Annotated in this window: 19 protein-coding genes; 10 read left to right on the top strand and 9 right to left on the bottom strand. The window is 50.6% G+C overall.

Going from position 1 to position 24,410, the window contains the following annotated elements; genetic code table 11:
• Window positions 1-725: 725 nt before the first annotated feature.
• Window positions 726-1,595 (bottom strand): DUF6655 family protein, encoded by an 870-nt coding sequence (locus tag Mal48_RS02275; RefSeq protein ID WP_315850672.1) that lies wholly within the window; start codon window positions 1,593-1,595, stop codon window positions 726-728.
• Window positions 1,596-1,876: 281 nt separating this feature from the next.
• Here Mal48_RS02275 and Mal48_RS02270 point away from each other — a divergent pair, with 281 nt between their 5' ends.
• Complete coding sequence (locus Mal48_RS02270) at window positions 1,877-2,437, top strand: hypothetical protein (RefSeq protein ID WP_145195702.1); 561 nt, start codon at window positions 1,877-1,879, stop codon at window positions 2,435-2,437.
• A gap of 222 nt (window positions 2,438-2,659) precedes the next feature.
• Here Mal48_RS02270 and Mal48_RS02265 read toward each other — a convergent pair whose 3' ends face one another.
• A complete protein-coding gene (locus Mal48_RS02265) occupies window positions 2,660-2,908 on the bottom strand; it encodes a hypothetical protein (RefSeq protein WP_145195700.1) in 249 nt (82 codons plus the stop codon).
• 615 nt (window positions 2,909-3,523) lie between these two features.
• On the opposite strand from Mal48_RS02265, the gene Mal48_RS02260 reads away from it, so the two are divergent.
• The 3 genes from Mal48_RS02260 (at window position 3,524) to Mal48_RS02250 (ending at window position 7,109) form a co-directional block, all read left to right on the top strand.
• On the top strand, window positions 3,524-4,381 hold the full coding sequence (locus Mal48_RS02260; protein WP_145195699.1) for an ABC transporter permease: 858 nt from the start codon (window positions 3,524-3,526) through the stop codon (window positions 4,379-4,381).
• Window positions 4,382-4,666: 285 nt separating this feature from the next.
• A complete protein-coding gene (locus tag Mal48_RS02255) occupies window positions 4,667-5,761 on the top strand; it encodes a hypothetical protein (protein WP_197441977.1) in 1,095 nt (364 codons plus the stop codon).
• Between the two features lie 241 nt (window positions 5,762-6,002).
• Window positions 6,003-7,109: an HD domain-containing protein gene (locus Mal48_RS02250; protein WP_145195697.1), complete on the top strand. Its 1,107-nt coding sequence runs from the start codon at window positions 6,003-6,005 to the stop codon at window positions 7,107-7,109.
• A gap of 4 nt (window positions 7,110-7,113) precedes the next feature.
• Here Mal48_RS02250 and serS read toward each other — a convergent pair whose 3' ends face one another.
• The 4 genes from serS to rpsU all read right to left on the bottom strand — a co-directional run bounded on the left by serS (window position 7,114) and on the right by rpsU (window position 11,173).
• Window positions 7,114-8,394, bottom strand: coding sequence for a serine--tRNA ligase (gene serS / locus Mal48_RS02245; RefSeq protein ID WP_145195695.1), 1,281 nt, complete (start codon window positions 8,392-8,394; stop codon window positions 7,114-7,116).
• 228 nt (window positions 8,395-8,622) lie between these two features.
• Window positions 8,623-9,984, bottom strand: a complete 1,362-nt coding sequence (locus tag Mal48_RS02240) for a dipeptidase (RefSeq protein WP_145205623.1) — start codon at window positions 9,982-9,984, stop codon at window positions 8,623-8,625.
• 156 nt (window positions 9,985-10,140) lie between these two features.
• Entirely contained in the window at window positions 10,141-10,689 is a 549-nt protein-coding gene (locus tag Mal48_RS02235) for an inorganic diphosphatase (RefSeq protein WP_145195693.1), read from the bottom strand.
• A gap of 289 nt (window positions 10,690-10,978) precedes the next feature.
• The gene (gene rpsU / locus Mal48_RS02230) at window positions 10,979-11,173 is read right to left on the bottom strand and encodes a 30S ribosomal protein S21 (protein ID WP_145195691.1); all 195 of its coding nucleotides are present in this window, start codon (window positions 11,171-11,173) and stop codon (window positions 10,979-10,981) included.
• Window positions 11,174-11,538: 365 nt separating this feature from the next.
• Between rpsU and Mal48_RS02225 the strand changes: the two genes are divergently transcribed.
• On the top strand, window positions 11,539-12,963 hold the full coding sequence (locus Mal48_RS02225; RefSeq protein ID WP_145195689.1) for a class II fumarate hydratase: 1,425 nt from the start codon (window positions 11,539-11,541) through the stop codon (window positions 12,961-12,963).
• Between the two features lie 195 nt (window positions 12,964-13,158).
• On the opposite strand, the gene Mal48_RS02220 is transcribed toward Mal48_RS02225, so the two are convergent.
• The gene (locus tag Mal48_RS02220; protein ID WP_145195687.1) at window positions 13,159-15,471 is read right to left on the bottom strand and encodes a TolC family protein; all 2,313 of its coding nucleotides are present in this window, start codon (window positions 15,469-15,471) and stop codon (window positions 13,159-13,161) included.
• A gap of 340 nt (window positions 15,472-15,811) precedes the next feature.
• Entirely contained in the window at window positions 15,812-16,846 is a 1,035-nt protein-coding gene (locus Mal48_RS02215; protein WP_145195685.1) for a PDZ domain-containing protein, read from the bottom strand.
• A 16-nt stretch (window positions 16,847-16,862) separates the two neighbouring features.
• On the opposite strand from Mal48_RS02215, the gene Mal48_RS02210 reads away from it, so the two are divergent.
• From Mal48_RS02210 to rplS, 4 genes are all read left to right on the top strand, one after another.
• Window positions 16,863-17,144, top strand: coding sequence for a hypothetical protein (locus tag Mal48_RS02210; RefSeq protein ID WP_145195683.1), 282 nt, complete (start codon window positions 16,863-16,865; stop codon window positions 17,142-17,144).
• Window positions 17,145-17,745: 601 nt separating this feature from the next.
• Window positions 17,746-18,114 carry a 30S ribosomal protein S16 gene (gene rpsP, locus Mal48_RS02205; protein ID WP_145195681.1) on the top strand — a complete coding sequence of 123 codons (369 nt, stop codon included), beginning with the start codon at window positions 17,746-17,748 and terminating at the stop codon, window positions 18,112-18,114.
• 338 nt (window positions 18,115-18,452) lie between these two features.
• Window positions 18,453-19,151, top strand: a complete 699-nt coding sequence (gene trmD, locus Mal48_RS02200; RefSeq protein WP_145195679.1) for a tRNA (guanosine(37)-N1)-methyltransferase TrmD — start codon at window positions 18,453-18,455, stop codon at window positions 19,149-19,151.
• Window positions 19,152-19,279: 128 nt separating this feature from the next.
• Window positions 19,280-19,657, top strand: coding sequence for a 50S ribosomal protein L19 (rplS, locus tag Mal48_RS02195; protein ID WP_145195677.1), 378 nt, complete (start codon window positions 19,280-19,282; stop codon window positions 19,655-19,657).
• Between the two features lie 119 nt (window positions 19,658-19,776).
• Here rplS and Mal48_RS02190 read toward each other — a convergent pair whose 3' ends face one another.
• On the bottom strand, window positions 19,777-20,514 hold the full coding sequence (locus tag Mal48_RS02190) for an arsenate reductase/protein-tyrosine-phosphatase family protein (protein WP_145195675.1): 738 nt from the start codon (window positions 20,512-20,514) through the stop codon (window positions 19,777-19,779).
• A gap of 439 nt (window positions 20,515-20,953) precedes the next feature.
• Between Mal48_RS02190 and Mal48_RS02185 the strand changes: the two genes are divergently transcribed.
• A complete protein-coding gene (locus tag Mal48_RS02185; protein ID WP_145195673.1) occupies window positions 20,954-24,388 on the top strand; it encodes a DUF1559 family PulG-like putative transporter in 3,435 nt (1,144 codons plus the stop codon).
• Window positions 24,389-24,410: the final 22 nt, after the last annotated feature.

Genomic DNA, 24,410 nt, shown 5'->3' with positions numbered 1-24,410 from the left:
CATTCGAGATTGCGCTCGTTCCCCTCTTTGATTCGACCGTTCGCATCGTGTTGAAACGAATCCAAAAACCTGACTTTAGCCACTCGAACACTGTGAAAAACATGTTCTCAGAGAATTCTTTTCACCAGGTTTACGAATTGATTCCAAGCTCGCCTGCACGACGATTCAGATACGGTTTGTTCTGTTTGTTTTGTTTGTTTTCACTAATGCGAAATCTTGCCCACCGCATGCCCAACGTGAGACATTCAGTTTTCCTGCGGCTTCCAGATTTGATTCAAAAAGACTGAATCTCGCTTCTCAATCACTCAGAAAAAGAAACGCCGAAAAGGTCGCAAACTGCAAAACCAAGCTACTGAGAAAACCCCTCATTCTTTGGTTGCTGGATGAGATTCTAAAGAAAACCAAGTGTCAACAGCGATCACTATTCTACCTAGCGTCCACTGAATCACATTCAAAAATGAGGTTTCCCGATAGATCAAAAAGGAACAAAACTGGTCTTGTAATCGACCATCCCTTTTCCACAAACGAAACGCTTTGCTGAATTTGGTAATCGAATGTTGGAGAAAGATTTCCCGCAACCGTTACCAAAGCCAAAACGTCGCTGAAGCATTGACTCTGAGTCGTAATCTTATGCTCAGAAACAAGTGATGTCAATTCACTCGACAAGGGAAGTATCGGCGATCTTCGATAGAAAAGTCAAGATAGATCTCCCCAGTTGCTCCAAACTACTTCGCAGCTTTCGCAGATTCGTCCTTTTTTTCTCCGGAAACCTGTTGAATCCCATCCTCGCCCTCCTGCTCAGCGAGTGCAGGATCTGCTTTGGTTCCAGGTAAATTGAAGACCATTGAGTCTCTGTAAGCAGCGATCGGTCCTCGTAAACCGTCGCGTTCATGCTCCATCAGCGGGACATCCAGCGTCGATCCGGCAAACTTCACACCTTCATCGTGAATCGATCCTTTCTGAAACGGACCGGCTCCCATGACCCACAGATCCCGTGAAGTCGACTTTCCGGTGAGCATCCCTGACTGCCAAACACGTTCCCGAGATTCTTTTTCGTATGCGAAAACCGCTATTTTTGCTGCGGAGATTTGATTGCTCCGCTTCGCGACCGCAAGTTCGGGGATCCCGGGAACCGCCGGAGCTTGTGAAAGCGCGGCGACAGCATCGGCTGCTTCATTCAAAACACTTGTTGATGGAATTCCATAAATCACTTCGTTCGAATCCGTGCCCAACGCCCCGATACGACCTTCAACAATAAAATCCGCAGTATCCTCCTTCTCTTGAAGGAGCACGCCCGCTGCGATCATCTGCTGCCTGGTCGAGCTGATGACATAATCAGAGTTAACGAAACCAACACCCTTGTAGTCCTTGATGAATTTGGTGTCGAAGTACACCTTCTGATTTTCCAAAGGCGTGAAATCAATCCTTGCAATAGCCCCATCGACCGCATCCGACATCAGAAGTTGATCCGTCGCGGTGGTGTTTTTCGTCGTCCCGCAGCCAGCGCAACATAAGAATACCGCTGCAAAAGCACTCCACAATCTGAGATTGCGGACCACATGTCGAACACACAATTTGTCCTGAAACGAGAACATGGGCGAGTGGATCAGTGATTTGATAGAGAAACAGCGTGGAGGGAAAACCAGGGAGGAGGCGTATTCTAACCATGATGCCGAAAGTCAACAAACCCCATTTCCTGGGCGCGAGTTCGGATTCATAGATTCTCTTTTAAGAAAGTCAAATTCTTTTTTTGACATCGGTCCTCTGCACTTCTTAGCGTGAAAGGCGGCAAAACATGTAAACTTTCTCTAAACCGAATAAGGATCCTGCCATGATGGATGCGCCCCAATTGCCCCCGAAGAACATATTTTTCAGATTGTCCCAATCCGTTGCCGCACTCTGCCTGTTGGCTCTCGCAACTCAGCCGTCAAACTTACATGCACAGGAAAATAGCGTCGTTCCTCCAGCTCCGACTCCAACAATTGCCCCGAAAACTGTCACACCGGAGCAACCACCTCTTCCTCCAAGAGTCGTCAAAGCGATGAAACCGCAATTGCCAGAAAACCCTGTGGCTCAGCCACAAAAAGGGCAAAAGCCTCTTGATGGCGCAAAGTGGGCAATACAGATCACCCCGAGCAACGCCAAGAAAGTGAATGTCAACGAAAAGAGCTACGAGGCGGTCTACAACTCGATCCCGTACCGTCGTTCAGAGTACCTGGCGAATCCGAGCTACCGACACGACACAACTGTCGAAATCATGTTCGGCCAGATGCGTAACACAGTTGTCCACCGCACTGACACTCCTCAACGTATCGTCAACCCACGCCCAAACATTTATGAGCCAAGACTTTACCGCGAAATGGAATTCTGGAACTACCCAGGCCGGTTCTTCCGATACTTCCCCGGATTCTCACCACTTGTTAATCCACTCTTCTAATATCGTATTCAGATTTTTCGTTCCTGTGAAAACCGTTTTCGCTCAAAGAAACTCTGACATAACCACTGTCGTGGCTATGAATTAGCATTCAGTGCTTACGTCGCCAGTAAACAAAAAGACTCCCTCCGGACAATTTCCGGGGGAGTCTTTTTTCATGTTTTCAGTTCGATAAGCCCAGCACAAGCGAATATTCGCTCCGGCTCAGGACCTTTTCACGTAAGGCTACTGAAGATCTTCCAGATCCTCATCGTTCGCCTCACCTGTTGCCCGATACTCTTCAAGAGCCAGCCGAAGGTTTGGAAGTTGCATTTCTGGACCAGCTGGAAAGAACTGGACATCATCACGCAGATAATATGCAGAAGGCAATGTTTGACCTCCCATCTGTGTCTGACACCCACACAGTCCGCCAGAGACCAACATTCCTACCAAAACCAAGGCATACGGTTTGGAAAAGATTTTTTTGATGTCCATGCCGATCTCGTTCACTGATGAAATTAAAACCCAAGCGGATTGCGTTTGATTGATCAGAATGAAGTGAAGAATCCAATGGGGAAACTCTCAACATCCATTCCATCTATCGACCAGTAATACCGGCCTCTTCAGCAAAACCGGAAAAATCAGAACTCTTTTACAATTTGAACCCAGGCCAGCCACACCGGCAACAATTGCCGGTTTTGAGTTCAAATGACGACTTAACCGCAATCTTCTCCAGAGATCGCCCCCACTCAGACCCGCTATTCACTGCGAAGCGACCAAAATCTAAAGGCAATGAGACCGAGTATGACTCTCCCGATGACAACCTCACGTCGGACAATTCCCAATGAAAACTGTCGGTCAACTTCCCCTCGTTCAACCTTCAGCAGCGACAACAGCCACTACAAGCATCAGACGAAAGCGGGGGAACTTCAGCCCCTCCCCGATCATCACTAAATTGCAACAGGTCCGGAAACTTTTGAAATGAACGTTTTCCTCAGCGACTGAGAGAGCGGAGTCAGGTTTCCGGATCAGCCTCCGAGATCCTTTGTCCTCATCACCCGATCGGACTACACTCAGCGAGAACTGACGACCTCTTTACCAAGCTGTTTCATGTCCTCAATTGCCCCTACTCAACCGAACCCTATCACGCATCGCTTGCGAGTCATCTGGTACATTTTGCGAACATGTATCAGCGAACGGTTGATGTATCGCGCGGATTTTGCGCTGGGAACTCTGTTTCGATTCCTCCCGATTGTCACGACTCTCTTTCTCTGGGGAGCAATTTTTGCAGTCGGGACTGATCATGAAGAGACAGACATCGCCGGTTACAGCTATCGCCAGATGATCTCCTACTACTTGCTCGCCATGCTCGCGAGAGCCTTTTCGAGTATGCCCGGTCTGGCTTCTGGAATTGCTCGACAAGTTCGAGACGGAAGCATCAAGAAATTCCTCACGCAACCCATCGACATGCTGTCGTACCTGTTCTGGCACCGAATTGCGCACAAAGTCGTCTATTATGCCGTCGCAGCTGGCCCCTTTGCTCTGGTCTTCTGGCTGCTAAGAAATTACCTCCCAAGCTGGCCGGGCTGGACGATTTTCGGTGCTTTTCTGGCATCGCTAATCATGGCTTTTTTGATTGGGTTCCTGATTGAATCGTTACTCGGCCTGATTTCGTTCTGGTTTCTGGAAGTCAGCTCATTGCTGTTCATCTACATGATGTTCAATTACTTCCTCTCCGGGCACATGATCCCGCTGGACTTCTTACCCCCGCAAATCCTGAACGTGGTCCAGTTCTTTCCGTTTCAATACCTGGCCTATGTTCCGCCAGCTATCTTTTTAGGAAAGTATACTCAGCCCGAACTGATCCAACTCTTGCTCGTCGAATTTGCCTGGATCGTCGCCCTCTTCGTCGCGAATCGAATTGCGTTTAAGTACGGAGTCCGTCGATACAGCGCATTCGGCGGCTAGAGCAGTTTGCTCTACCGCGTGCCCGTGAAGAGCGCATTCCTCTACTAATAATGCTGTTCTTCACAAGGCAGAACTCGAATACCAATCGAAAAATGCTGTCACTGAAGGTTCGCAACAGAGATTCAGAATTGTCCTCACGCGGTGAATCGCTGAATCAAATTTCGAGCCCCTTCGAATAGACGGTTCGTGATGATCTCAATAAGATGGGTTCACCAAATTGCGAACTCTGGACAAGAATGATTCGCCCAGCACAGCTTCTCCACGACCAACTTGAAAGTAACCACATTGTCTCTCAATCAAGACTTGACGGCAAAACTGACTAAGCTCGGACAAGCGCTTGTCAATCAAGAGCAAGCCCGAGTGATTGTGCCTCCGCAACAGAACTCCACAGGCTTCTGGTTCGGCGGGGGAAATATGATTGAGTCGGTCAACAGAGACCTGTACGTGGTCGGCCGCTACCGCAACTTCGGAGATTCACGGACCGGAATCGGATCTGGAGAACGCGGACTGGAGCTGGCAATCTTCAAATCGGAAGACCAGGGAGAGACTTTCAACAAGGTCGCCAGTTGGTCGAAATCCGACTTAGATGTTGAAGGCTGCCCGGTCCTTTCCATCGAGGGAAGTGCTATTCGCTGGACAGATGATGGCGTTGAACTCTATGTCTCGACCGAAAAAGACAACGTCGGCTACCCTGCTGGTTTTGAAGACTACCTGAAGCCGGGAACTGGCGTCTGGACTATCGACCGCCTACAGGCGAAAACCATCGAAGCATTGCCCGGCTCGGCGGTAAAACCATTTTGCTCGAACAACGAACCAAACCATTTGCACTTGAAAGACCCGTTTCTCTACGAAGGTCAGGAAGATGACGCCATCGTCTTCTTCTGCACCCATCCATTCAACTGGTCCAGCTCGAACACCGGCTTTATTGATTCCAATCTCCAAGACGAGGGTGTTTTCGGATTCTTTCCACGAGGAGAGTCCTGGGATGTCGCAATGACACGCGGGACGTGTCTCGTCGACGTGCCCATGGTTGGAGCCTTCGAAGAGATCGATGCCACGCTCGTCTTCTACGATGGCGGAGAGTGCGTGCGTGACCTGGAACAGCACAAGACCGCTGTCAGCCGGCCTCGCGGATACTCATGCGAAGAACTTGGCGGCCTCGCCTACTTTGTCGAGGGTGACATTTCGCAAATCAACCGAATCTCAAAATACGCCCCCTTATTCGTCAGTCCACACGGAACCGGATGCAGCCGTTACGTCGATATCCTGACCGCCGGAGATGGTCTATACGCAACGTGGCAACAGGGACAACCTGACGGTTCACAACCACTGGTCATGAATTTTCTCTCGAACTCAGAAATCGAAAACATCCTCAGCTAAACCCTTGTTAAAAATGAGGCACGCAGTCGGTACACACAGACGGTAGAGCAGACTGATCTCAGATCAAGATGGCGGAGAAATTCAATCGTTGCCATGCGACATACTTTCTCTCTCACCGGCATTCGCAAATCCATCTTGTCCCGGCGAATGAAAATTCAGTCTTGAGAAGGCATGAGGTCGAGTGTAAGATTTCATTGCCCGGCGTCGCTTTGATGGGCGAGTAATCGACGCAACAAAATCTATGAATGCTGACAAAGTTCGGCGGCAAATCACTTTTGAAGCCGCCCGCCTGATGTATACCCGGAAAGAAACCGAGTATTACCGAGCGAAAATGAAAGCTGGCCGCAAGATCTGTCGCGGCTGGGTGAAGCCCTCTTTACTTCCATCGAATACCGAAATACGCGACGAAGTTCAACGATTCGTTTCGCTCTACGAGGGAGACAAACGCTTCGACAACCTGCGAGACATGAGATTGACGGCGTGGCGGATGATGTGCTTGTTAAAGGCTTTCAAACCGAAACTGATCGGCAGCACGCTTACGGGATTCGTACGTCGTGGAAGCGATATCGACCTTCATCTCTTCACCAGCAGCATCGAAGCCATTATCGGGACGCTAGATGAGCAAGGCCTCTTCTTCGACGTTGAACACAAACGCGTGCGAAAGGATGGAGAAGAAAGAGTCTTCACGCACATTCATATTCACGAAAAATTCCCGGTAGAACTGACCTGCTACGCAGCTGACCAGTCTCACTTTGTCTTCAAAAGTTCCATCACGGGAAAAGCCATCGAACGGGCTAATGTCTCTGAGTTTGAAGAGATCCTGCTTCGAGAATATCCGGACCTTGATCTGGACGATGTCATCGAAAACACCGACTACGACATTGATCGCTTCGAGCTGTACCGCTTGCTCCTCATTCCATTGGAAAACGTTGAACAGAGCAAAAAGTATCACCCGGAAGGGGACGCTCTTTACCACAGCTTACAGGTGTTCGACCTGGCACTTGAGGCACAACCGTACGATGAAGAGTTCTTACTCGCTGCCTTGCTACATGATGTCGGAAAAGCGATCGATCCACTTGATCATGTTCATTCAGGCTTAGAAGCCCTCGAAGGGGCAATTACTCCCCGTACAGCATGGCTGATCGAAAATCATATGGAGACTCACAAGATTGTCGCAGGGACAATCGGAGCCCGAGCGATGAGACGATTGCAACAAAGCCCGGACTACGAAGACTTAATCTTACTCGGTGAATGCGACCGAGGCGGACGCGTGCCGGGAGTCGATGTCCCCAATTTAGACGAAGCAATCGAAGTCATTCGCGAGCTCGCCCGAACGTGTTCCGCGTAGTTTTTTATCGCTTTGCGATTTTGTCCATCCCCATCCACTTCTGGAGTGCTTCCGGAATCCGGATACTCCCATCGGCTTGCTGATGGTTTTCAATCAATGCGATCATTGCACGAGTAATGGCGATGGCAGTTCCATTAAGAGTGTGGACGAACTGTGTCCCTTTTTGATTTGCAGACTTGCATCGAATCCCAAGACGCCGAGACTGAAAGTCGGTACAGTTGGAAGCGGATGTCACTTCGCCATACTCCCCACCCTCGCCACGTCCAGGCATCCACGCTTCCAGATCGAACTTCCGATAGGCTGGTCCGCCCAAGTCGCCAGCAGCTGTGTCGACAACCTGATACGGAATTTCAAGCGCCTGAAAAATTTCCTCTTCAATGCGAACGATCAACTGGTGAATTTCATCTGACTTTGCCAAGTCGGGGGCTGTGAATCCGAACATTTCCACCTTTGTGAATTGATGTACACGATAGATCCCCTTCGATGCCTTTCCGTGCCCACCCGCTTCGGTACGGAAACAGTGCGACAGCCCCGCAGCTTTTAACGGCAGGTCTGCTTCGTCAAGAATTTGATCGCGTAACATTCCCCCGAGTGGAATTTCAGCAGTTGCGATAAGTGACAGATCCGTATTTTCAATACTGTAAATCTGAGTCTCTGGCCCACGAGGCTGATATCCGGTTCCCTGCAAAATTTCCTGACGAGCCAAATCGGGAGTGGTATGAAGAGTGAAACCTTCGCTGCGAACTTTCTCGACGGCAAATTGAATGAGTGCCAATTCCAACAGGACAGCTTCGTTCTTCAGGAAATAGAATCCCGAGCCAGCCACCTTCGCCCCCGCTTCGAAATCGACCAGATCCAGATCGGCCATTAGCTCAACATGGTCTTTGGGAGTAAAGTCAAACTTTGCAGGCTCTCCCCAAGTGCGGAGTTGCTTGGCGTCCTCTTCTCCCCCCAAAGGAGCATCTGGGTGCGTCATATTCGGGAGTTTTGATTGTTCCTCGAACAGCTCTGCTTCAACGTCCTTGAGGTTGGCTTCATTCGCCGCGACCGCAATTTTCAGCTGCTTGCCACCTTCGATCAGTGCTGGACGTTCTTCGGCAGTCGCCTTGGGAATCTTCCCAGCTGTCTCTTTCTGTTGCCGCCTGATTTCATCTCCTGCAGTAATCAGCGCGCTACGCTGCTGCCGCAACTCCACGATGCGCGGAATATTACACTCGACCCCTCGGCTTTGGCAGTTCTTCTCAACGAGTTCCGGGTTGTCACAAATGAATTGCAGATCAAGCATAGTTCTTAGTAGATTCGAGTTCGGTCTAATGGAGATTCATTGGGAGCCTAGCTGCTCCACCTTGAGACAAATGATTCTGGCAAGGAGTTGTGCTCATTGCTACCCCAGCACAATTTCGCCAGTACAACTTCAATAGCCAGCATCTTTTTCAATTTCCAACATTTTGACACAGTGAAATACTGGTTGACGAAGTGAAATGCCGGATCACAGACGAGTTCACGTCTTGGGCTACTGCCCCAGCTCTTGCCAGAGCCAGGCACTGGAGAGAGTTCCTCGCTGAAAAGAATCGACGCTGAATTTTTCGTTGGGGCTGTGTAGGTTGTCGGTGTTTTGCCCCCAACCAAGCAACAGAGTATCAACACCGAGTAAATCTTTGAATGTGCCGACAACGGGAATTGAACCACCTTCGCGGATCATCACTGGAGCAGTTCCGAAACCTTTTTCAATTGCCACTTTTGCAGCTTGCATGTACGGGCTGTTGAGATCACACAAAACTGCCGGGCAACCATGATAGTGTTTGAATTCGATTCTCAGTCCCGGCGGACAATGCTCTTCCAGAAATGCTTCCATGCTTTGGACAACTTTGGACTCTTCCTGGTTCGGAACAAGTCGACATGAAATTTTTGCAGTCGCCTTGGCAGGGATGATTGTCTTTGGCCCCTCTCCGGTATAGCCGCCGAAGATTCCATTCACATCACAAGTCGGTCGCGACCAGCGGCGCTCAAGTGTCGAGAAGCCCTGCTCTCCGTGAGTCGCAGAAACTCCAAGACCTCCGATATATTTGCTTTCATCAAATGGAAGAGCTGCGAACGCTGCTCGTTCTTCGTCTGTGAGCGGAAGAACATCGTCGTAGAAACCGGGAATCTGAACCGTCCCGTTTTCATCGATCATTTTTCCGATGAGAGAGGCGAGTCCGTTCACTGGATTCGCAATGGAGCCTCCGAAGACTCCGCTGTGCAAATCCTGATTCGGACCATGCAGCGTCACCTCACAACACATAATCCCGCGTAAACCATACGTAATCGCCGGCATTCCGGGACCGTACTGAGCGGTGTCGCTGACGACAGCAACATCGCAAGCACATTTCTCTTTGTTAGCTTCGATGAACTTGTCGAGGTTATCGCTCCCGACTTCTTCTTCACCTTCAATAATGAATTTCACATTGACTGGCAGCTTGCCAACCGTTTGCAACCACGCTTCAACGGACTTGATGTGAGTGTACATCTGCCCTTTATCATCAGTTGCGCCACGAGCATAAATGTCGCCATCACGAACTTCAGGTTCGAATGGCGGAGTCGTCCATTCGTCGAGCGGGTCTGGTGGCTGGACGTCGTAATGCCCATAGACCAGAGCGGTCGGAGCGTCCGGGCTCTTGGTCCAACTCCCAAAGACAATCGGATGTCCGTCGGTTTCAATGATTTCCGCAGCACACCCGGCATCAATGAGTTTCTGCGAGACGAACTCGGCAGCCTCTTTCATCGAGGAGAGATACTTCGAATCCGCGCTGATACTGGGAATACGCAGCAGATCTTTGAGTTCATCCAGATTTCGACTTGCGTTCTCTGCAAGATACTTTTGAACCGACTCCATCCCTTTGCTCTCTTCTTCATCTCTCACGAGGGTGATCCTGTGCGATTCATGAACACACAACGCACTCGACGTGAAGTTCCAAGGATTGATCCGAAAACCTGAAGTGGCTCCTCAAACAGAGAGGAAACCCTTCACCACTGAAAGCACGAAGGCGTTCTAAACTCCGACGAAGCCTCTCTGTCGACGGCGACTATACTCCTCCAACGCTTTTTCAATGACCGGGAATGAATCCTCAGCCGGTTGAAAATCATCGACTTCGACAGTCTTCCCTTCCAGCATCTTATAGTCCTGAAAGAACCTCCGAACCATTGCGAGTCGGTGCGAGGGCAATTCGTCGAACCGTTCAACGTGGCTGTACTCGGGATCATTAGACGCCACAGCCAGAATTTTATGATCCTTCTTGCCCGCGTCGATCATCACCATCAGCCCGATGGCGCGTGCCTTCACCAACGTTAAAGGGGCAACCGGTTCTTGACAGATCACCAAAACGTCGAGCGGATCGTCATCTTCAGCATAGGTCTGCGGGATAAAACCGTAGTTCGCAGGATAGTGAACCGCGGAATACAACATCCGGTCCACCTTGAGCAATCCTGTCTGCTTATCGAGCTCGTATTTAATGTTCGAGCCCTTCGGGATTTCAATTACGGTCGTGAACTCTTGAGGAATATGTTCCCCGGGGGTCACATCGTGCCAAGCGTGTGTCATTCTTCCTAGACTTTTCGATCAGGAGCGGCGATTGAATTCGAACGAATCGCGGGAGGAACGCGCTGTTCGGGAATGAGTATTTAAGGTTGATGTATGCACCCGTGACAGTACTAGATCGCATCACACCAAAGCAACGCATTTCAGGGACAATGAAAAAGCATGTCATAAAAAGTTTAGAACAATCCCCAAGCTCACCACCAAGGCACTGTCACAAACATTGTCACAAACCAAGAAAAAAGCACGCTGTTAAGCGTGCTTCAATTCTTCAGCTAACCAAATCCGACAAGCCTTAGCCATTCATCATTTGGTTCATACGTGCGCGATTTTTCGCACGGCGTTTTTCACGGCGATTCAATTCGCTTGGCTTTTCATAGAACTCACGCTTGCGGAGTTCCTTTTTGATGCCACTGTGTTCAACAATTTTACGGAATCGGCGGACTGCATCCTGAACCGACTCATTATCACGCAAACGCAACCGAACCACTCGTTCCTCCAAATGGGATTCAAACCCGATGAAATGCACTAAATTCTTGTATTATCGCCCGGATTGACTGCACATCTCAAACACACAAATCAAGTGCACATCTGATCAGTCAACATTCAAAGCAAAGATCTTGAAGTCGTCAAGTATACTGTTTTTTTCATGTCAGACAAGTTGTGCTTCGGGGATTCTTTGATGAACTTTCTCGATTCTCCCTGAAATTCACGTAGCGAGATTCGAGAAAATCCCCCTGAGTGATTTCCTTACAACCACACTCTATTTATCATCGGAATTGAGGCAGGACACCATGCATCCTGTTATCAATTTGACACAAATTTATCGTCGTTTAGCTTGAAGGTCGTGATCTAATGAGTGAATTTCGAACAGAGCGGGACTCAATGGGCGATGTCCAGGTCCCGGCAAATGCCTACTACGGAGCACAAACTCAACGTGCCGTTGAGAACTTTCCTGTCTCCGGATGGAATTTGCACCCAAATCTCATCCACGCGATGGGACTCGTGAAATTCTCCTGCGCAACGGCAAATCGTGACCTTGGCAAACTGACCGGGACCGGCAAAAGCCCGTTGAATGATGCTCAGGTCGATGCTCTTCTGTCGGCAGCCCAGGAAGTCGCGGACGGTCAACACGACGACCAGTTTCCGATTGACGTGTTCCAAACCGGCTCTGGAACATCCAGCAACATGAATGTGAACGAAGTCATTTCCAATCGTGCCATCGAAATCAATGGAAACGACCGGTTTGAAGCCAGCAAAGCGATTCACCCCAACGACCACGTCAACATGGGGCAAAGTACCAACGACACATTCCCAACAGCCATTCATGTTGCTGTCGCGAAAAGCATCCACGAAGCCCTGATTCCGTCCCTCGAACGGTTTCAGAAGAGTCTGGCCCAGAAAGCTGACGAGTGGGACCAGATCATCAAGATCGGCCGAACCCATCTGGCAGATGCCACTCCACTTCGACTGGGACAGGAATTCTCAGGTTTTGCTCGGCAGTTGGAATTGTCAGTGGGACGTGCCAAGCGTGCGTTAGAGTCTGTTCTCGAACTGCCAGTCGGTGGAACAGCTGTCGGCTCTGGAATCAACACTCATCCAGAATTCGGTAGCCGCGTCGCTGCAAACCTTGCAGAAAGAACCGGAATCGCATTTACCGAATCTGTGAACCACTTCGAAGGCAATGCTCAGCGTGATGGACTGGTGGAATGCCACGGCGAACTCAAAGCAATTGCCAGCACCCTCTTCAATGTTGCGAACAACGTCCGCTGGCTCGGTTCCGGCCCACGTTGTGGGTTCTATGAAGTGAAAATTCCCGATCTACAACCAGGCAGCTCCATCATGCCTGGAAAAGTGAACCCGGTCATGTGCGAAAGCTTGATGCAGGTTTGCGCTCGAGTCATCGGCAACGATGGCTGCATCACCTTGAGTGGCGCCGCCGGCGGAAACTTCCAACTGAATATCATGATGCCGGTCATGGGACACACAACACTCGAATCGATTGCCATCATGGCCCAAGGTGTCGACGCTTTCGTTGACCTCTGCATGAAGGACCTCGAAGCAAACGAAGAGGCATGTGGCTCAGCCGTCGAAAAGAGCTTGTCGATGGTGACCAGCTTGAACCCGCACATCGGCTACGAAAAGGCTTCGCAACTTGCCAAAGAAGCATTCAAAACTGGCAAGACGATTCGCGAACTCTGCACCGAACAGGCAATCTTGCCACCCGAGACGCTCAACGAAGCACTCGACCCAATGAGCATGACAGAGCCGCACGCGTAATCCGGCAAGTTCTTAGAATTTTCCGAATCGGTGTTCGCGATTTGCCTTGTGCTACATAGCAGCCCTATAGGTGAAACGCGTTCTGCACGGACACAAGAAACACGGATGTGTTCTTAAACATCAATCCCGCTTAGTCGAACACTTGACGTGTTCAGCTAAGCGGGATTTTAGATGTCATTCCACTCGGGACTTTACTTATGGATTCCCGGCTCCACCAACATCTCCGACTTGCTGAATAAAGCCTCTTCCGAAGACATCATTCGTCGAGGAGGTCTCCACATTTTCCGCTGGCGGAGCTGGTGCTGGCTTATTCTGTTTTGGCATTGGCTTCGGCATCGGTTTCGGAACGTTCTTGTTTTGATTCGGGGCTGCTTCAACCGGCGGAATCGGTTTAGCAGGACGATCCCCGGGATCGACAGGCTTCGGCTCTTTTACAGCTTCTGCTGGAGCAGGCTCAGCCGGGCCAGCATCCATCGGTGCCATATCCATTGGAACCGTCTCCGCAGGTGGAACAGGCATCGGTGCAGCGTTCATCGGATCAGCCGTCGGAGCAAGCTCTTCCTGGTTCGCAAAGTAAACTCCTCCGAACGGAGCGTTTCCTGCAAATGCTTCAGGCTCTTGAACCAGTCTCTTCGCAGGCTTCGCATACAGTCGAGCATCGCTGTTGTACTTGGCATCTTCATACGCTGCCGGGTCCCAGCCACCTTCTTCAAGTATGACGCCGTGAGTCCTCAAGAGCGTCCCTTTGCGGAGTTGAAAGGTCGTAATCGCTTTATTGTAACCCACGAGGTTCTGGTAGTAGGCGTTTTGTGCTTCGCCTTTACGAATAATGGCACGCAACAACAAGTCGGCCGGGTCAACTTCCAGGTTCCTCAATCGACGATAGTAGATCTCTTCGCCGACAGCATTCATGCGATTGTAGCTAAGCTCAGTCGCTTGATAGGTTCTGGCGAGATCCTGAAACGAGATTGCGAGTTCGTGGCTGATCTCTTCTTCCTGTTCTTGCAGGACTTTCAGAGCTTTCGCCAACCGAAGTTCGTAATTCTGAACCTGCGCCTTCGCGGAACGGAACCCGATATCCCATCGCATCTGTAGTCCCAGATTCCAACCTGTGTAATCCCCATCCGTGACTGTTTGGTAATAGTTCCCAAGCGCTGGATCGTTGTATCCCAACAGGTCGTCACCAAATCCATTAACCTGATAGCCACCAACAAAATCAAGCCGTGGGCGAGTCAGGCTTTCAGAAGCTCGGAGTTGAAGCTGCAGGCTTTTGATGTTCCATTTTTGCTGGCGAAGTTCCACACGTTGCGTCAACGCTTCAGTGAGCGAACCGTACCAATCTGCAATCAATTCCACTGAAACAGGAGACTCTTGCGGACGAAGAATTTCTCCATCGTTCACTGGCAATCCCATTAAGCGACGAAGCCGGACTTCAAGCTCATAAATACTCGAACGAGCATTTGTCACAGCCGTCTCCGCGGCATAATACTGATCTTCCGCCTGATGCAAGTCGGCACGAGTAAACTCCCGGGCTCCACCTTCGACTCTTAAGTTGATGTACTCACGCAATTCATCTGTCGAATTTTTCGCCTGAGTCGCAACATCAAAGAGTTGATACGCCAGGTACAAATCCCAGTAGGCGTCTTCAACATCTTTCACCAGGTTTCGCACTGATGTTTCAAAGTTAGCGAGCGTGATATCATTGTTGATGCGGGCGATCACGACCCCTTGTGACACACCGGAGATTCCGCCGAATGACTGACCGATTGGACCAGCAATCCGGGTAAACTCTGTTCCAGCCCCCGCCAGCAACGGCAACTGATACTGCAACTGAAGATTTCCAGTATAGGCTGATGGAAACAGCGACGGAGCGTTGGTTCCTCGATAATTCACGTTGTGGTTCAAGCTGATGCTACCACCGTGACCAAATGATTTTGACAACGAAGACGTAAATGCCCCAGTCTCTTGAGTCAGCGCGGCACCGGCTCCTAAACCACCACCGAAGGCTGTGTTGTTTTGAGCCTGCTCGTCTCTCCCCCAGATCATGCTGGTCTGAAATTGCGCATCGAACGCGGAGAGCGCCGCTTCGACCCCACGACCACCAAACAGCACACCACTTTCCTGAATCGCTGGATCGTACACCGACGAAATATTATTCGGGTTGGTGTAGAGAGCATTCCCCGTCGAAAGGAATGTCCCAGCACTGCGAATAATTTGGCTGTTCATCAACGATGTCTGAACCGCATGCTGTAGAGTAATGTCCCGGATCGGAAGATTCTCTTTATCACGGACCGTCACCGGAGGCCCCGTGCTCACGACTTCCGGAGCGAGCGGCTCATCAACGGCCGGGTAGTCAATCTCGGTCGCATGTCCTCGGTAATAACTAATATTAGGATCGCCCAGGTAACTGACATCTGACCGAGAGTTCGCGCACCCGATCCCGATCCCTGCCATCATGATGACAGACAGTCCCCATTTCTTTCGAATCCATTTTCGATTCGTCGACATGAGCAATAGCTCCCCTATGGCAATTCCTGCCTACACCTTTAAACAAACAGCGACAAACCGACGCTGAAATCACTCAGAGGTCCGAATCAGAACCAAACTCGAGAGACGATTGAGTTTAATTTACGAACTCCTGCTTTCGGTCTATCGACAATGCACCCCCTAAATGATGATCATTTCCTACAAGAGGCAGGACCGGTACAGAACATCCCGGAGGAAAACTTTGCCCATTCACCCCAAGTTAACCCCAGGCGACTCCTCCTCCTCTCACCGTCTCAACAAAAAAACAGCCTGCTGAATCCTGAGATCCAGCAGGCTGTGAATTCGAGCGACGTGCTATTTACTACAGTCTTGCAACGACCAGACGAGTCATTTCGACGGTCGCTTCGTATTGAACTTCGTCACCTTCCATCATCAGGACGAGATTCAAAACACCTTGCGATTCTGCGATTGCGGCACTCATTGCCTCTTCCTCAACCATGGGAATTCCATTCGCTTCGAGGATCACCATGCCCGGAGTCAGTCCGACAAGGTCAGCAGGTGAACCCGGTTCAACAGATTCGATTCCAAGACCTTTGCCAGGCAGGAACATTCCCTGCATTCCCAAGTACCAGCGAGCGTCACGGACAATTGTTCCACCAACAACAACATCGCAGCGAACATAATCCCAGTCACAGTAGACGATATCGATTGGACGACAGTCGCGGATTGGAGTGCAGATGTCGAACCACCAGTAGCAGTCGTGGAAGTGTGGTCGCTCGAAGCACCAATCTGGAACGAAGTGTGGGAAGTGATGACCGTGACCATGTCCATCGTGTCCATGTCCGCCATCGTGGTGTCCGTGATCCGGGTTCCCAGGAACATGTGGCGGAATCGGCCGAGGGCGAGGACCTTGCATGTCGTCACCATGTTTCGGCCCTGGAAGTGGCCGGACTCCTCCATCATTTCCTGGATTTGGACGAGGTCGTGGTTTGATTCCTCCAACGTTACCGGGAATCGGACGTGGAAGTGGCTTGATGCCGCCAATAATCCCCGGGTTAGGGCGAGGTCGCGGTTTGATTCCTCCAACGTTTCCGGGATTCGGACGTGGAAGCGGCTTGATGCCGCCAATAATCCCTGGGTTAGGGCGAGGGCGCGGTTTGATTCCTCCAACGTTGCCGGGAATCGGACGTGGAAGTGGCTTGATGCCGCCAATAATCCCTGGGTTAGGGCGAGGGCGTGGTTTAATTCCCCCAATGTTGCCGGGATTCGGACGTGGAAGCGGCTTGATGCCGCCAATAATCCCAGGGTTAGGGCGAGGTCGTGGTTTAATTCCCCCTACTTTACCTGGACTCGGACGTTTTGAGCCAATCCCTGGTCGAGTTGGTGAGGGACGCAACGGTGTTGGGCGTGTCGTGGAAGGTCCCTTAACAGAAGGACGGGTGATTGATGGCCGAGTTGTCGATGGCCGTTTCGCACTTGGGCGAGTCACTGACGGGCGAGTTATTGACGGTAGAGAAACTGAAGGTCGTTTCGCACTTGGTCGAGATGTGGACAGGCGAGAACTAGACGCTCGCGAACTTGATGATTGCTTAGAGCTAGAGTTGCTTGGTCTGCGACTGAATGAAGATGAACGGCTGCTGGAAGAGGGGCGGCTACTCGATGAAAATTTGCCGCTGAACTTGGACCGGCTCTGAGCTTCTGCGACATCCATTGTCAGCATTCCACAAACAGCGACTGCAAATAGGTATGAGAGAGACTTGCGTAACATTGGACTTCTCCGGTGAGCGGTGAGGTGAGTTTTTCTTGCCAGCCTTGTTGGCCGGTAAAACTCTCAGCGGAGAATGCGAGAATCTGTGACAGAAAAAGAATGAAAAAAACACAAAACCCTACGAGATTCGCCGTAAGAACATTATAGGGAAGGGGTTACAAGAATTATTACATCCAGTAATTTGCTTCACATTCTTAATTGAGGTCCAGAAATCAGAGGGAACTCGGCCAGTCCGCGAGGGAATCTTCGCAGTATCAACCCGTTCGGCTGATGCCCTGAGGCCTGTTTGCCCAGAATTCGCTGCCGTTTGAGGTGACAAATCGACCGAAATCGTGTAAACAGGCCCTTTCCCCAAATTGTGCGCACAGATTCTGCTTGGTCAATTGTGTTATATTGATCAGAAGATTCTGAGATCAGGGTGTCAATCCCTGCTCTTTGCTAAAAAAACGTCCCCGTCATCAGGATGGGGACAAATATTCACCGATAGATTATTTCAGCAGATTTTTCAGTTGTCTCAGGAGACAAACGTGGCGGTTCGGATTCGAATGAAAAAGCTGGGACGAACACATCGTCCTTTTTATCGCATCTGCATAATGGATGCTCGCAAACCTCGTGATGGTGAAGCCATCGAAGAGGTTGGAACGTACGATCCCATGAAAATGGACAAATCACAACGTGTGACTTTGAAAATGGATCGCATCGACCATTGGATTTCCGTGGGAGCACAGCCGTCTGAAAAAGTCGCTGTTCTCATCCGGAAATTTAAAGATAATGATTGGGGTGAAACGAAATCACCACCTCCAATGGAAGCTCCGAAGGTGAAAAAGGCTCCTGAGCCGGAAGCCAGCGAAGATGCTCCTGCTGAAGAAGAAGCGGAAGCTCCAGCTGAAAGCTAGGTCATTTTCAATAAAATGACTGACCTGTTCTGTCCTGTGGTGAGTCCCCTTCATGCAGGCCAACAAGTCAGTAGAAGACCTCAAGAGAAGTCTTCACACAGCTTCATCTGGACGTTTGCGTATTATTGACAACACATCAGTGGTCAAGAACCAGCGGTAGGTTGTTAAATAATGAATAATCAGCAGTCGTTAACTAGCGGTGATGAGTCAGCGGTGACAGCCCCGTGATGCGTCAGCCTCAAGAAATGGCCTCGACCAAAGGCAATTTCAGGTTTCGTAACGACGCACTTCACAGAGATATACATTAATCAAGCAAAACGTTCTAATCGGTTTTCGGAATGCGTTTCGACGTGCTTACGCTCTTTCCGGGGCTGTTTGAGGGGTTCCTTCAGCAAAGCTTGCTGAAGAAGGCGATCGACGCCGAACTCATCAACATTCAGCTCTGGAATTTTCGAGACTGGACAAAAGACAAACACCAATCAGTAGACGATACGCCCTATGGGGGCGGCCCCGGAATGCTGATTCGCTGTGAACCGGTTTTTGACTGCGTCGAAGCAGTTCAGGCCGAATCTCAGCAACCCGGCAAGTTGATCATGCTCACTCCGCAGGGAAGAAAGCTCGATCAAAACCTTGCCGAAGAACTTTCGACCGAACAAAGGCTATTGCTACTGTGCGGTCGATACGAGGGATTTGATGATCGAATCAGCCAGGGCCTGAAGCCAATGGAAGTTTCGATTGGCGATTTCATCTGCAACGGCGGTGAAGTCCCAGCCATGCTGATCATCGAATCGATCATGCGTCTCATTCCCGGAGTGTTAGGGGACGAGGCAAGTGCCAAAGAAGATTCCTTCTCCTCGACAGGGTTACTGGAACATCCCCAGTTCACCCGTCCCAGAGAGTTTCGTGGAATGGAAGTTCCCGAAATCCTTCTGAGTGGCAACCATCAAGCGATTGCCAAATGGCGAGAAGAACAAAGTTTAGAAAGAACCCGCCAACGGCGGAATGACTTACTTAGCGGCGAAGACCTCCACGAATAATTGAGAACCCGTTCTAGTATTCAGGCTTCAGCTGCGTCGTCGGGACAGGACGATCAACTTGACGATGTTCCCCTTCCCAACCGGGAACCTCTCGTGACAATTCGAACGACATTGAGAGGAGCAGAAATATGCGCAACCCACTACTCGACCTCGCTGAAAAATCCAGCTTGCGTGAGAACCCACTAAAATTCGGCGTCGGCGATACCGTTGACGTCCACACGCGAATTCTGGAAGGCAGCAAAGAACGAATCCAGATCTTCGCAGGAGTCGTGATCGCTACACGAGGACGTGGCATGAACGAAATGTTCACAGTCCGCCGCATCGTCGCCGGTGAAGGAGTCGAACGAACCTTCCCGATGAACTCCCCAAAAGTCGCTGATGTCGTTGTCAAACGCCATGCTCGAGTCCGTCGCGCAAAACTCTTCTACCTGCGAGACCGAATCGGAAAAGCAACTCGTCTCCGAGAACGCCGAGCCCGTGCAGGCGAAGCAGAGACCAACACATAAGCCCCGGAATCAATCCAGGTTTTCAAACGGTGTGAACTCCAAAGTTCACACCGTTTTTTTTGTGCACCGCTTTATTAGCGCATCCCTCAAGACTCCTGCAAATACCTTGTGAATATCGATCACTTCGATTCCAGCTTGGAGAATACATAAAACATCTCTCGGGCAATTTGAGCCGAGCGCTCATCGTATGTCGCAGATTCTTCAGGAGTATTGTCTGAGATTTTTGGATCCACATACGGGATCGCAAACCTGGCATCCGCCCCTGCCACAACCGGGCAGTCTTCATCCGCACTCGAACAAGTCATGACCGCACAAAAGTTGGCAGTTGGATTCGGAGGCGAATGATAGACCTTGGAAAAGCATTCCCAATTCTCACCCGTTAAAGAGCATGAAACCTTGTAACGTGGGTTTGGTCGAGCCCCATCAGTCGTAAGGTTCAGTCCGGCTCGCTGCAAGGCTGCGACCGCCCGAGGATTAAACGCAGTCGCCTCGGTCCCACCAGAGTAAGACTTGAACTGCTCGACTCCATAATGCGTCGCAGCAACAGCAGCCCAAAGCTGAGCCATGTGGCTCCGCCTGGAATTGTGAGTGCAGATAAAGGTCATTTGAATCGGCGAAGCAGTCTCCAATCTCGATTCAATATAACGAGACAGTTTTTCGAGCTCCGCTTTTCGTGAAGCCGGAATCTGCTCAAACTCTGATTGACGTGCCTGTACATACTTCACCAGTTCCGGATGAAGCTCCGAGGCCGCCGCCTGCTTCTGCACTATTCCGAATAAGGCAAGAAGGATCGCAACGCCTCCAAACTGAACTGAAAACTTATCCCAGAAGTACTGGAATCCTGATTGATGTGTCATCTTGTGTTTCTCACAACGTCTGGTTTAAGCGGAGTTTGCGTCAAGAATCTTACAGCATCACCACATCTTCGGCTGTGCCCCGTCTCACAAATCAACCAAGACTCTGTCTCACTGGCCAACAATTCTTCCCCTCACGAATCGATTCGTGAGCCTTTCCTTGTCTCACCAGATTGAAGTCGGCGACAAGGGCGACCGCAAGTCGTCACATTCCGAATGCACAGCAATTTCATATTATCTTGAATTATCGCGTGAGTTTTTGCGAGCGACCACGCATAGTCAAGTAGATGAGTCCGAACGCTGGAGCCGCCTAAGCCCTGGCACTCACGAAAAATTGTTCGAAAACAGTCCTGTCGCACCACAACGAGTGAGCCGGCTGACACCAACCGCGTGACAGTTCAAACTCAACAGAGCACACGTACCTCTTTCCGGGAAGCCTCAAATGTCCATCAAGCAACGAACGCTCATGAAGAGTTCAATACTGATTACGATTTGTGTGGGGGGATTGCTGTCCGGGCTGCGTCCGGCGATTGCCCAAGATGCTGATGAGGGTTCAAAGTCGCCTGCTCAGCCGCCTGCTCAATGGACTCTCGACACAGGCATGGAGCACTTGGAGATGTACCCGAACGATGCTTATCTCCAATACGTGACTATGCAACTCGCGAAACGGGAAGGAATCGAGAAGGAGTTCGCGAAGAAAATTTTCGCGACCCTCAACGCTTCCAACCCCGAATGGAGACGCCGCGCCGACGGCGTCAATCTGTTCAGCCTCTTTACTGGAACATTAGCGATTCAAGAGAGCCTGCAACTTGAAGCCATGGCAGATGGCCCCGTCAATGCTCGAAACGGTCGCAGCAATCTCCCTTCCGGAAAAGCTGAGGCGTCCGAACAGAATGTTTTGGTCAAAACGTTACAGGGGCCAAGGACGAAAAGTCACCCATGGAAAGAGATGCTGGGGAACCAACCTCGAAAAACTTCCCTGCTAGCAAGCTACATTCCTGAAGATCAATACTACATCCACTTTCAGTCGGTCAGCAAACTTCTGGACGTCCTCGCTCTCAGTGATCAATGGGGAGCGCACTTGATCAGCCAATCGAACCACAAAGCGTACTCCTCTAATGTCAACGAAGAGTTGCTCACTCAGTTGGCACTTGAGACCAATGATTTACTCAAGCCGTTCTACGACTTGGTCGTCAAAGAAATTGCTGCGACCGGGAACGACCTCTACCTCACTCGCGGAAGCGACATCACCCTGCTCTTTCGATATCAACAGCCAGTCGTCTTCAAAGCCCAACTGGAAACCTTCCTTACAAATGCAGCAAAAGCCCATGGCAAAGCAGTTCGTAATCAAGGAACTTACAAAGGAATCAAATACGAAAGCCTGACAAGTCCGGACCGCAAGGTGAACGTTTACTCGGCTTTCGTGGGAGAAGATCTCCACCTGCGCAGCAATTCGCTTGTCGGGCTGAAGAGAGTCATAGACACCTTTCAGGGTGAGCCGAAAGACCGTCGAGCAAGCCTCGCAGACTCTGATGAGTTCGCGTACATCCGAACCTTGATGCCGCTGGGAGCCAAGGAGGAAGATGGGCTGATCTATCTGTCCGATCCGTTTATTCGCCGGTTGACTGGCCCAGAATTAAAACTGACCGAACGCCGCCGCGTCCTTTGCTACAACCATCTGCGAATGCTCAGCCATGCCTGTGCTCTTTACGAAAGCGAACAGGGCGCGTCGCCTCAATCAATTGAAGACCTGATTGAGAAGGAAGCCTTGCCGGCAGATTTCGGCAAAGCAAAATTCACCTGCCCCAGTGGCGGAACCTACAAGCTCAGCGAGGATGGTCAAACAGGAATTTGCTCACACCACGGACAGATTGGTTCATTGAAACCGTGCTGTGAAATCGCCGTTGAGAAGGTCTCTGATGAAGAAGCTAAACTCTATACAGAGTTCGTCACCGCATACGAACGGTACTGGAGAACCTTCTTCGATCCCATCGCCATTCGCGTATCAGTTCAGCCGGAGGAATACCGGATGGAGACGATTATTCTGCCATTGATTAACAATTCGATCTATCAGGGAATGGCTGCCACACTTGGAGGAAAAACGACCCCGCTTGAGACTGCCCCTGTGCCCGAGCGAAACATCTTCAGCATGAGCTTTCAGATTGACAAACAAGGTCTGCTACAGAAATCAGGTTGGCAACCGCCAGTCCCTGACCAGCAGGCAGATCTTCAATCGCCAGAGTATTTATTCGAAGTCAGCTCGCAGCGAATGCAACAGATTGGACTGGCGATGCACAACTATCACGATACTCACAGGGCCTTTCCTCCCGTTGCAAATACCGATGCAAAGGGTAAACAGCTGCTGAGCTGGCGTGTTCATCTACTTCCATATTTGGATCAAAATGAGCTGTATCAACAATTCCATTTGGATGAACCTTGGAGCAGTCCGCACAACCGAAAACTCATTGGAAAAATCCCAAACATCTACGCGATCCCCGGTGAGAAAAAAGCAGAAGGACGAACAAGCTATCAGGTCGTTGTGGGCGAAAAGACGCTCTTCACAGGTGGTAAAGATGGCGTCAAAATCCGCGATACAACTGACGGAACATCCAACACCGTTCTCTTCGTGGACAGTAACATCGCTGACGCTATCATCTGGACAAGCCCCGACGACGTCAAAGCGAAAAACAATCGGCTCGCAGAGATCCTCCTGGGGAAATACGATCAAAAGTCGCTCATTGTCATGGCTGATGGAAGTGTTCGTTCCATCAACAACGACATCGAGAAGCAGACGCTGGACCATGCCATTACACGCAACGGAGGTGAAGTTCTTCAGAACTTCGGTACCCGCACAAATCTGCGCCGCCGCAATCGATCCGGATTGGCCTACCGGTTGACTCATTTGCGAGATGGACAGGTTGACGAGAAGCTGGCCTACGACTTCGTGACCAAAGGCGTCAAAAACCAGATCGGTTTTCATGTCTACGATTCAGAACAGACTTTCGATTTTCAGCTCACTCGTTTTCTGGGCCAAATGTTAGGATCGTTCTCGAACCGAAATAACTTCAATGACGATTTCATCCCCGTCTTCCTGTTGGTCGCTTCGCTCAATTCACCTGTTTACGTCTCAATGCCGCTGGACGATGTCGAAGTCACCGATCGATTCCTTGACCACCTCGACGACCTACTCGCACCGGTTGCACGGAAAACCGTCACGACAGGCTGGTTCAGAACGGAGAATGACTTTTACAAAATCCCCGTGGGTGAAAACGTCCTCGCGCGGACTGAGTGCATCTCGCTCGGCCCGATCAAATGGAGATTTTTCTGGGCCAGAATCGAAAATCAACTGTACATCGCCAGCAAGCCCGATGTCCTGCATGACCTTGCCAAGCTGCACGCAGAAGGAGTCCAGGGAAGCAACGACCCTGCATCGTCCGCACATGCCATGATCCGTATCCGCCCCGAGAACTGGAATCAAACCCTCTCAAACTTCCAGCTGGGTTGGGCGGAAAATCATCGTCAGGCATGCCTCGACAACGTCGGACGCCTTTCGAGCCTGAAGAACACCGTAGTCGCAACGCAGAGAACCAACCACATCGAACAGCGAGCCGAACAGCGGGCCGAACAACTGTACGGACTCGATTTCTACTGCCCCTGCGGTGGGAAATATCATCAACAGGGTGAGCACCTCGAATGCTCCGTCCACGGCAGCGCCTACTCTCCAAAACAGGCAGCCATCGGCCAGGAAAAAGGCGCCATTCAAAACGTCCTCTCCAACTTCGGCGGCCTGACCATCGGCCTCAAATTCCTCGAAGACGGACTGCACGCAACGCTAACTGTCAAAAGAAAAAAGAAAGCAACCGCAAACAAAGAGTGACCGACCAGCTTCTTCCGCTCAG

The organism is Thalassoglobus polymorphus, assembly GCF_007744255.1.
Lineage (GTDB): Bacteria > Planctomycetota > Planctomycetia > Planctomycetales > Planctomycetaceae > Thalassoglobus > Thalassoglobus polymorphus.
Note: the sequence above shows the minus strand (reverse complement) of the source record. Positions and strands in the feature narration are given on the sequence as shown.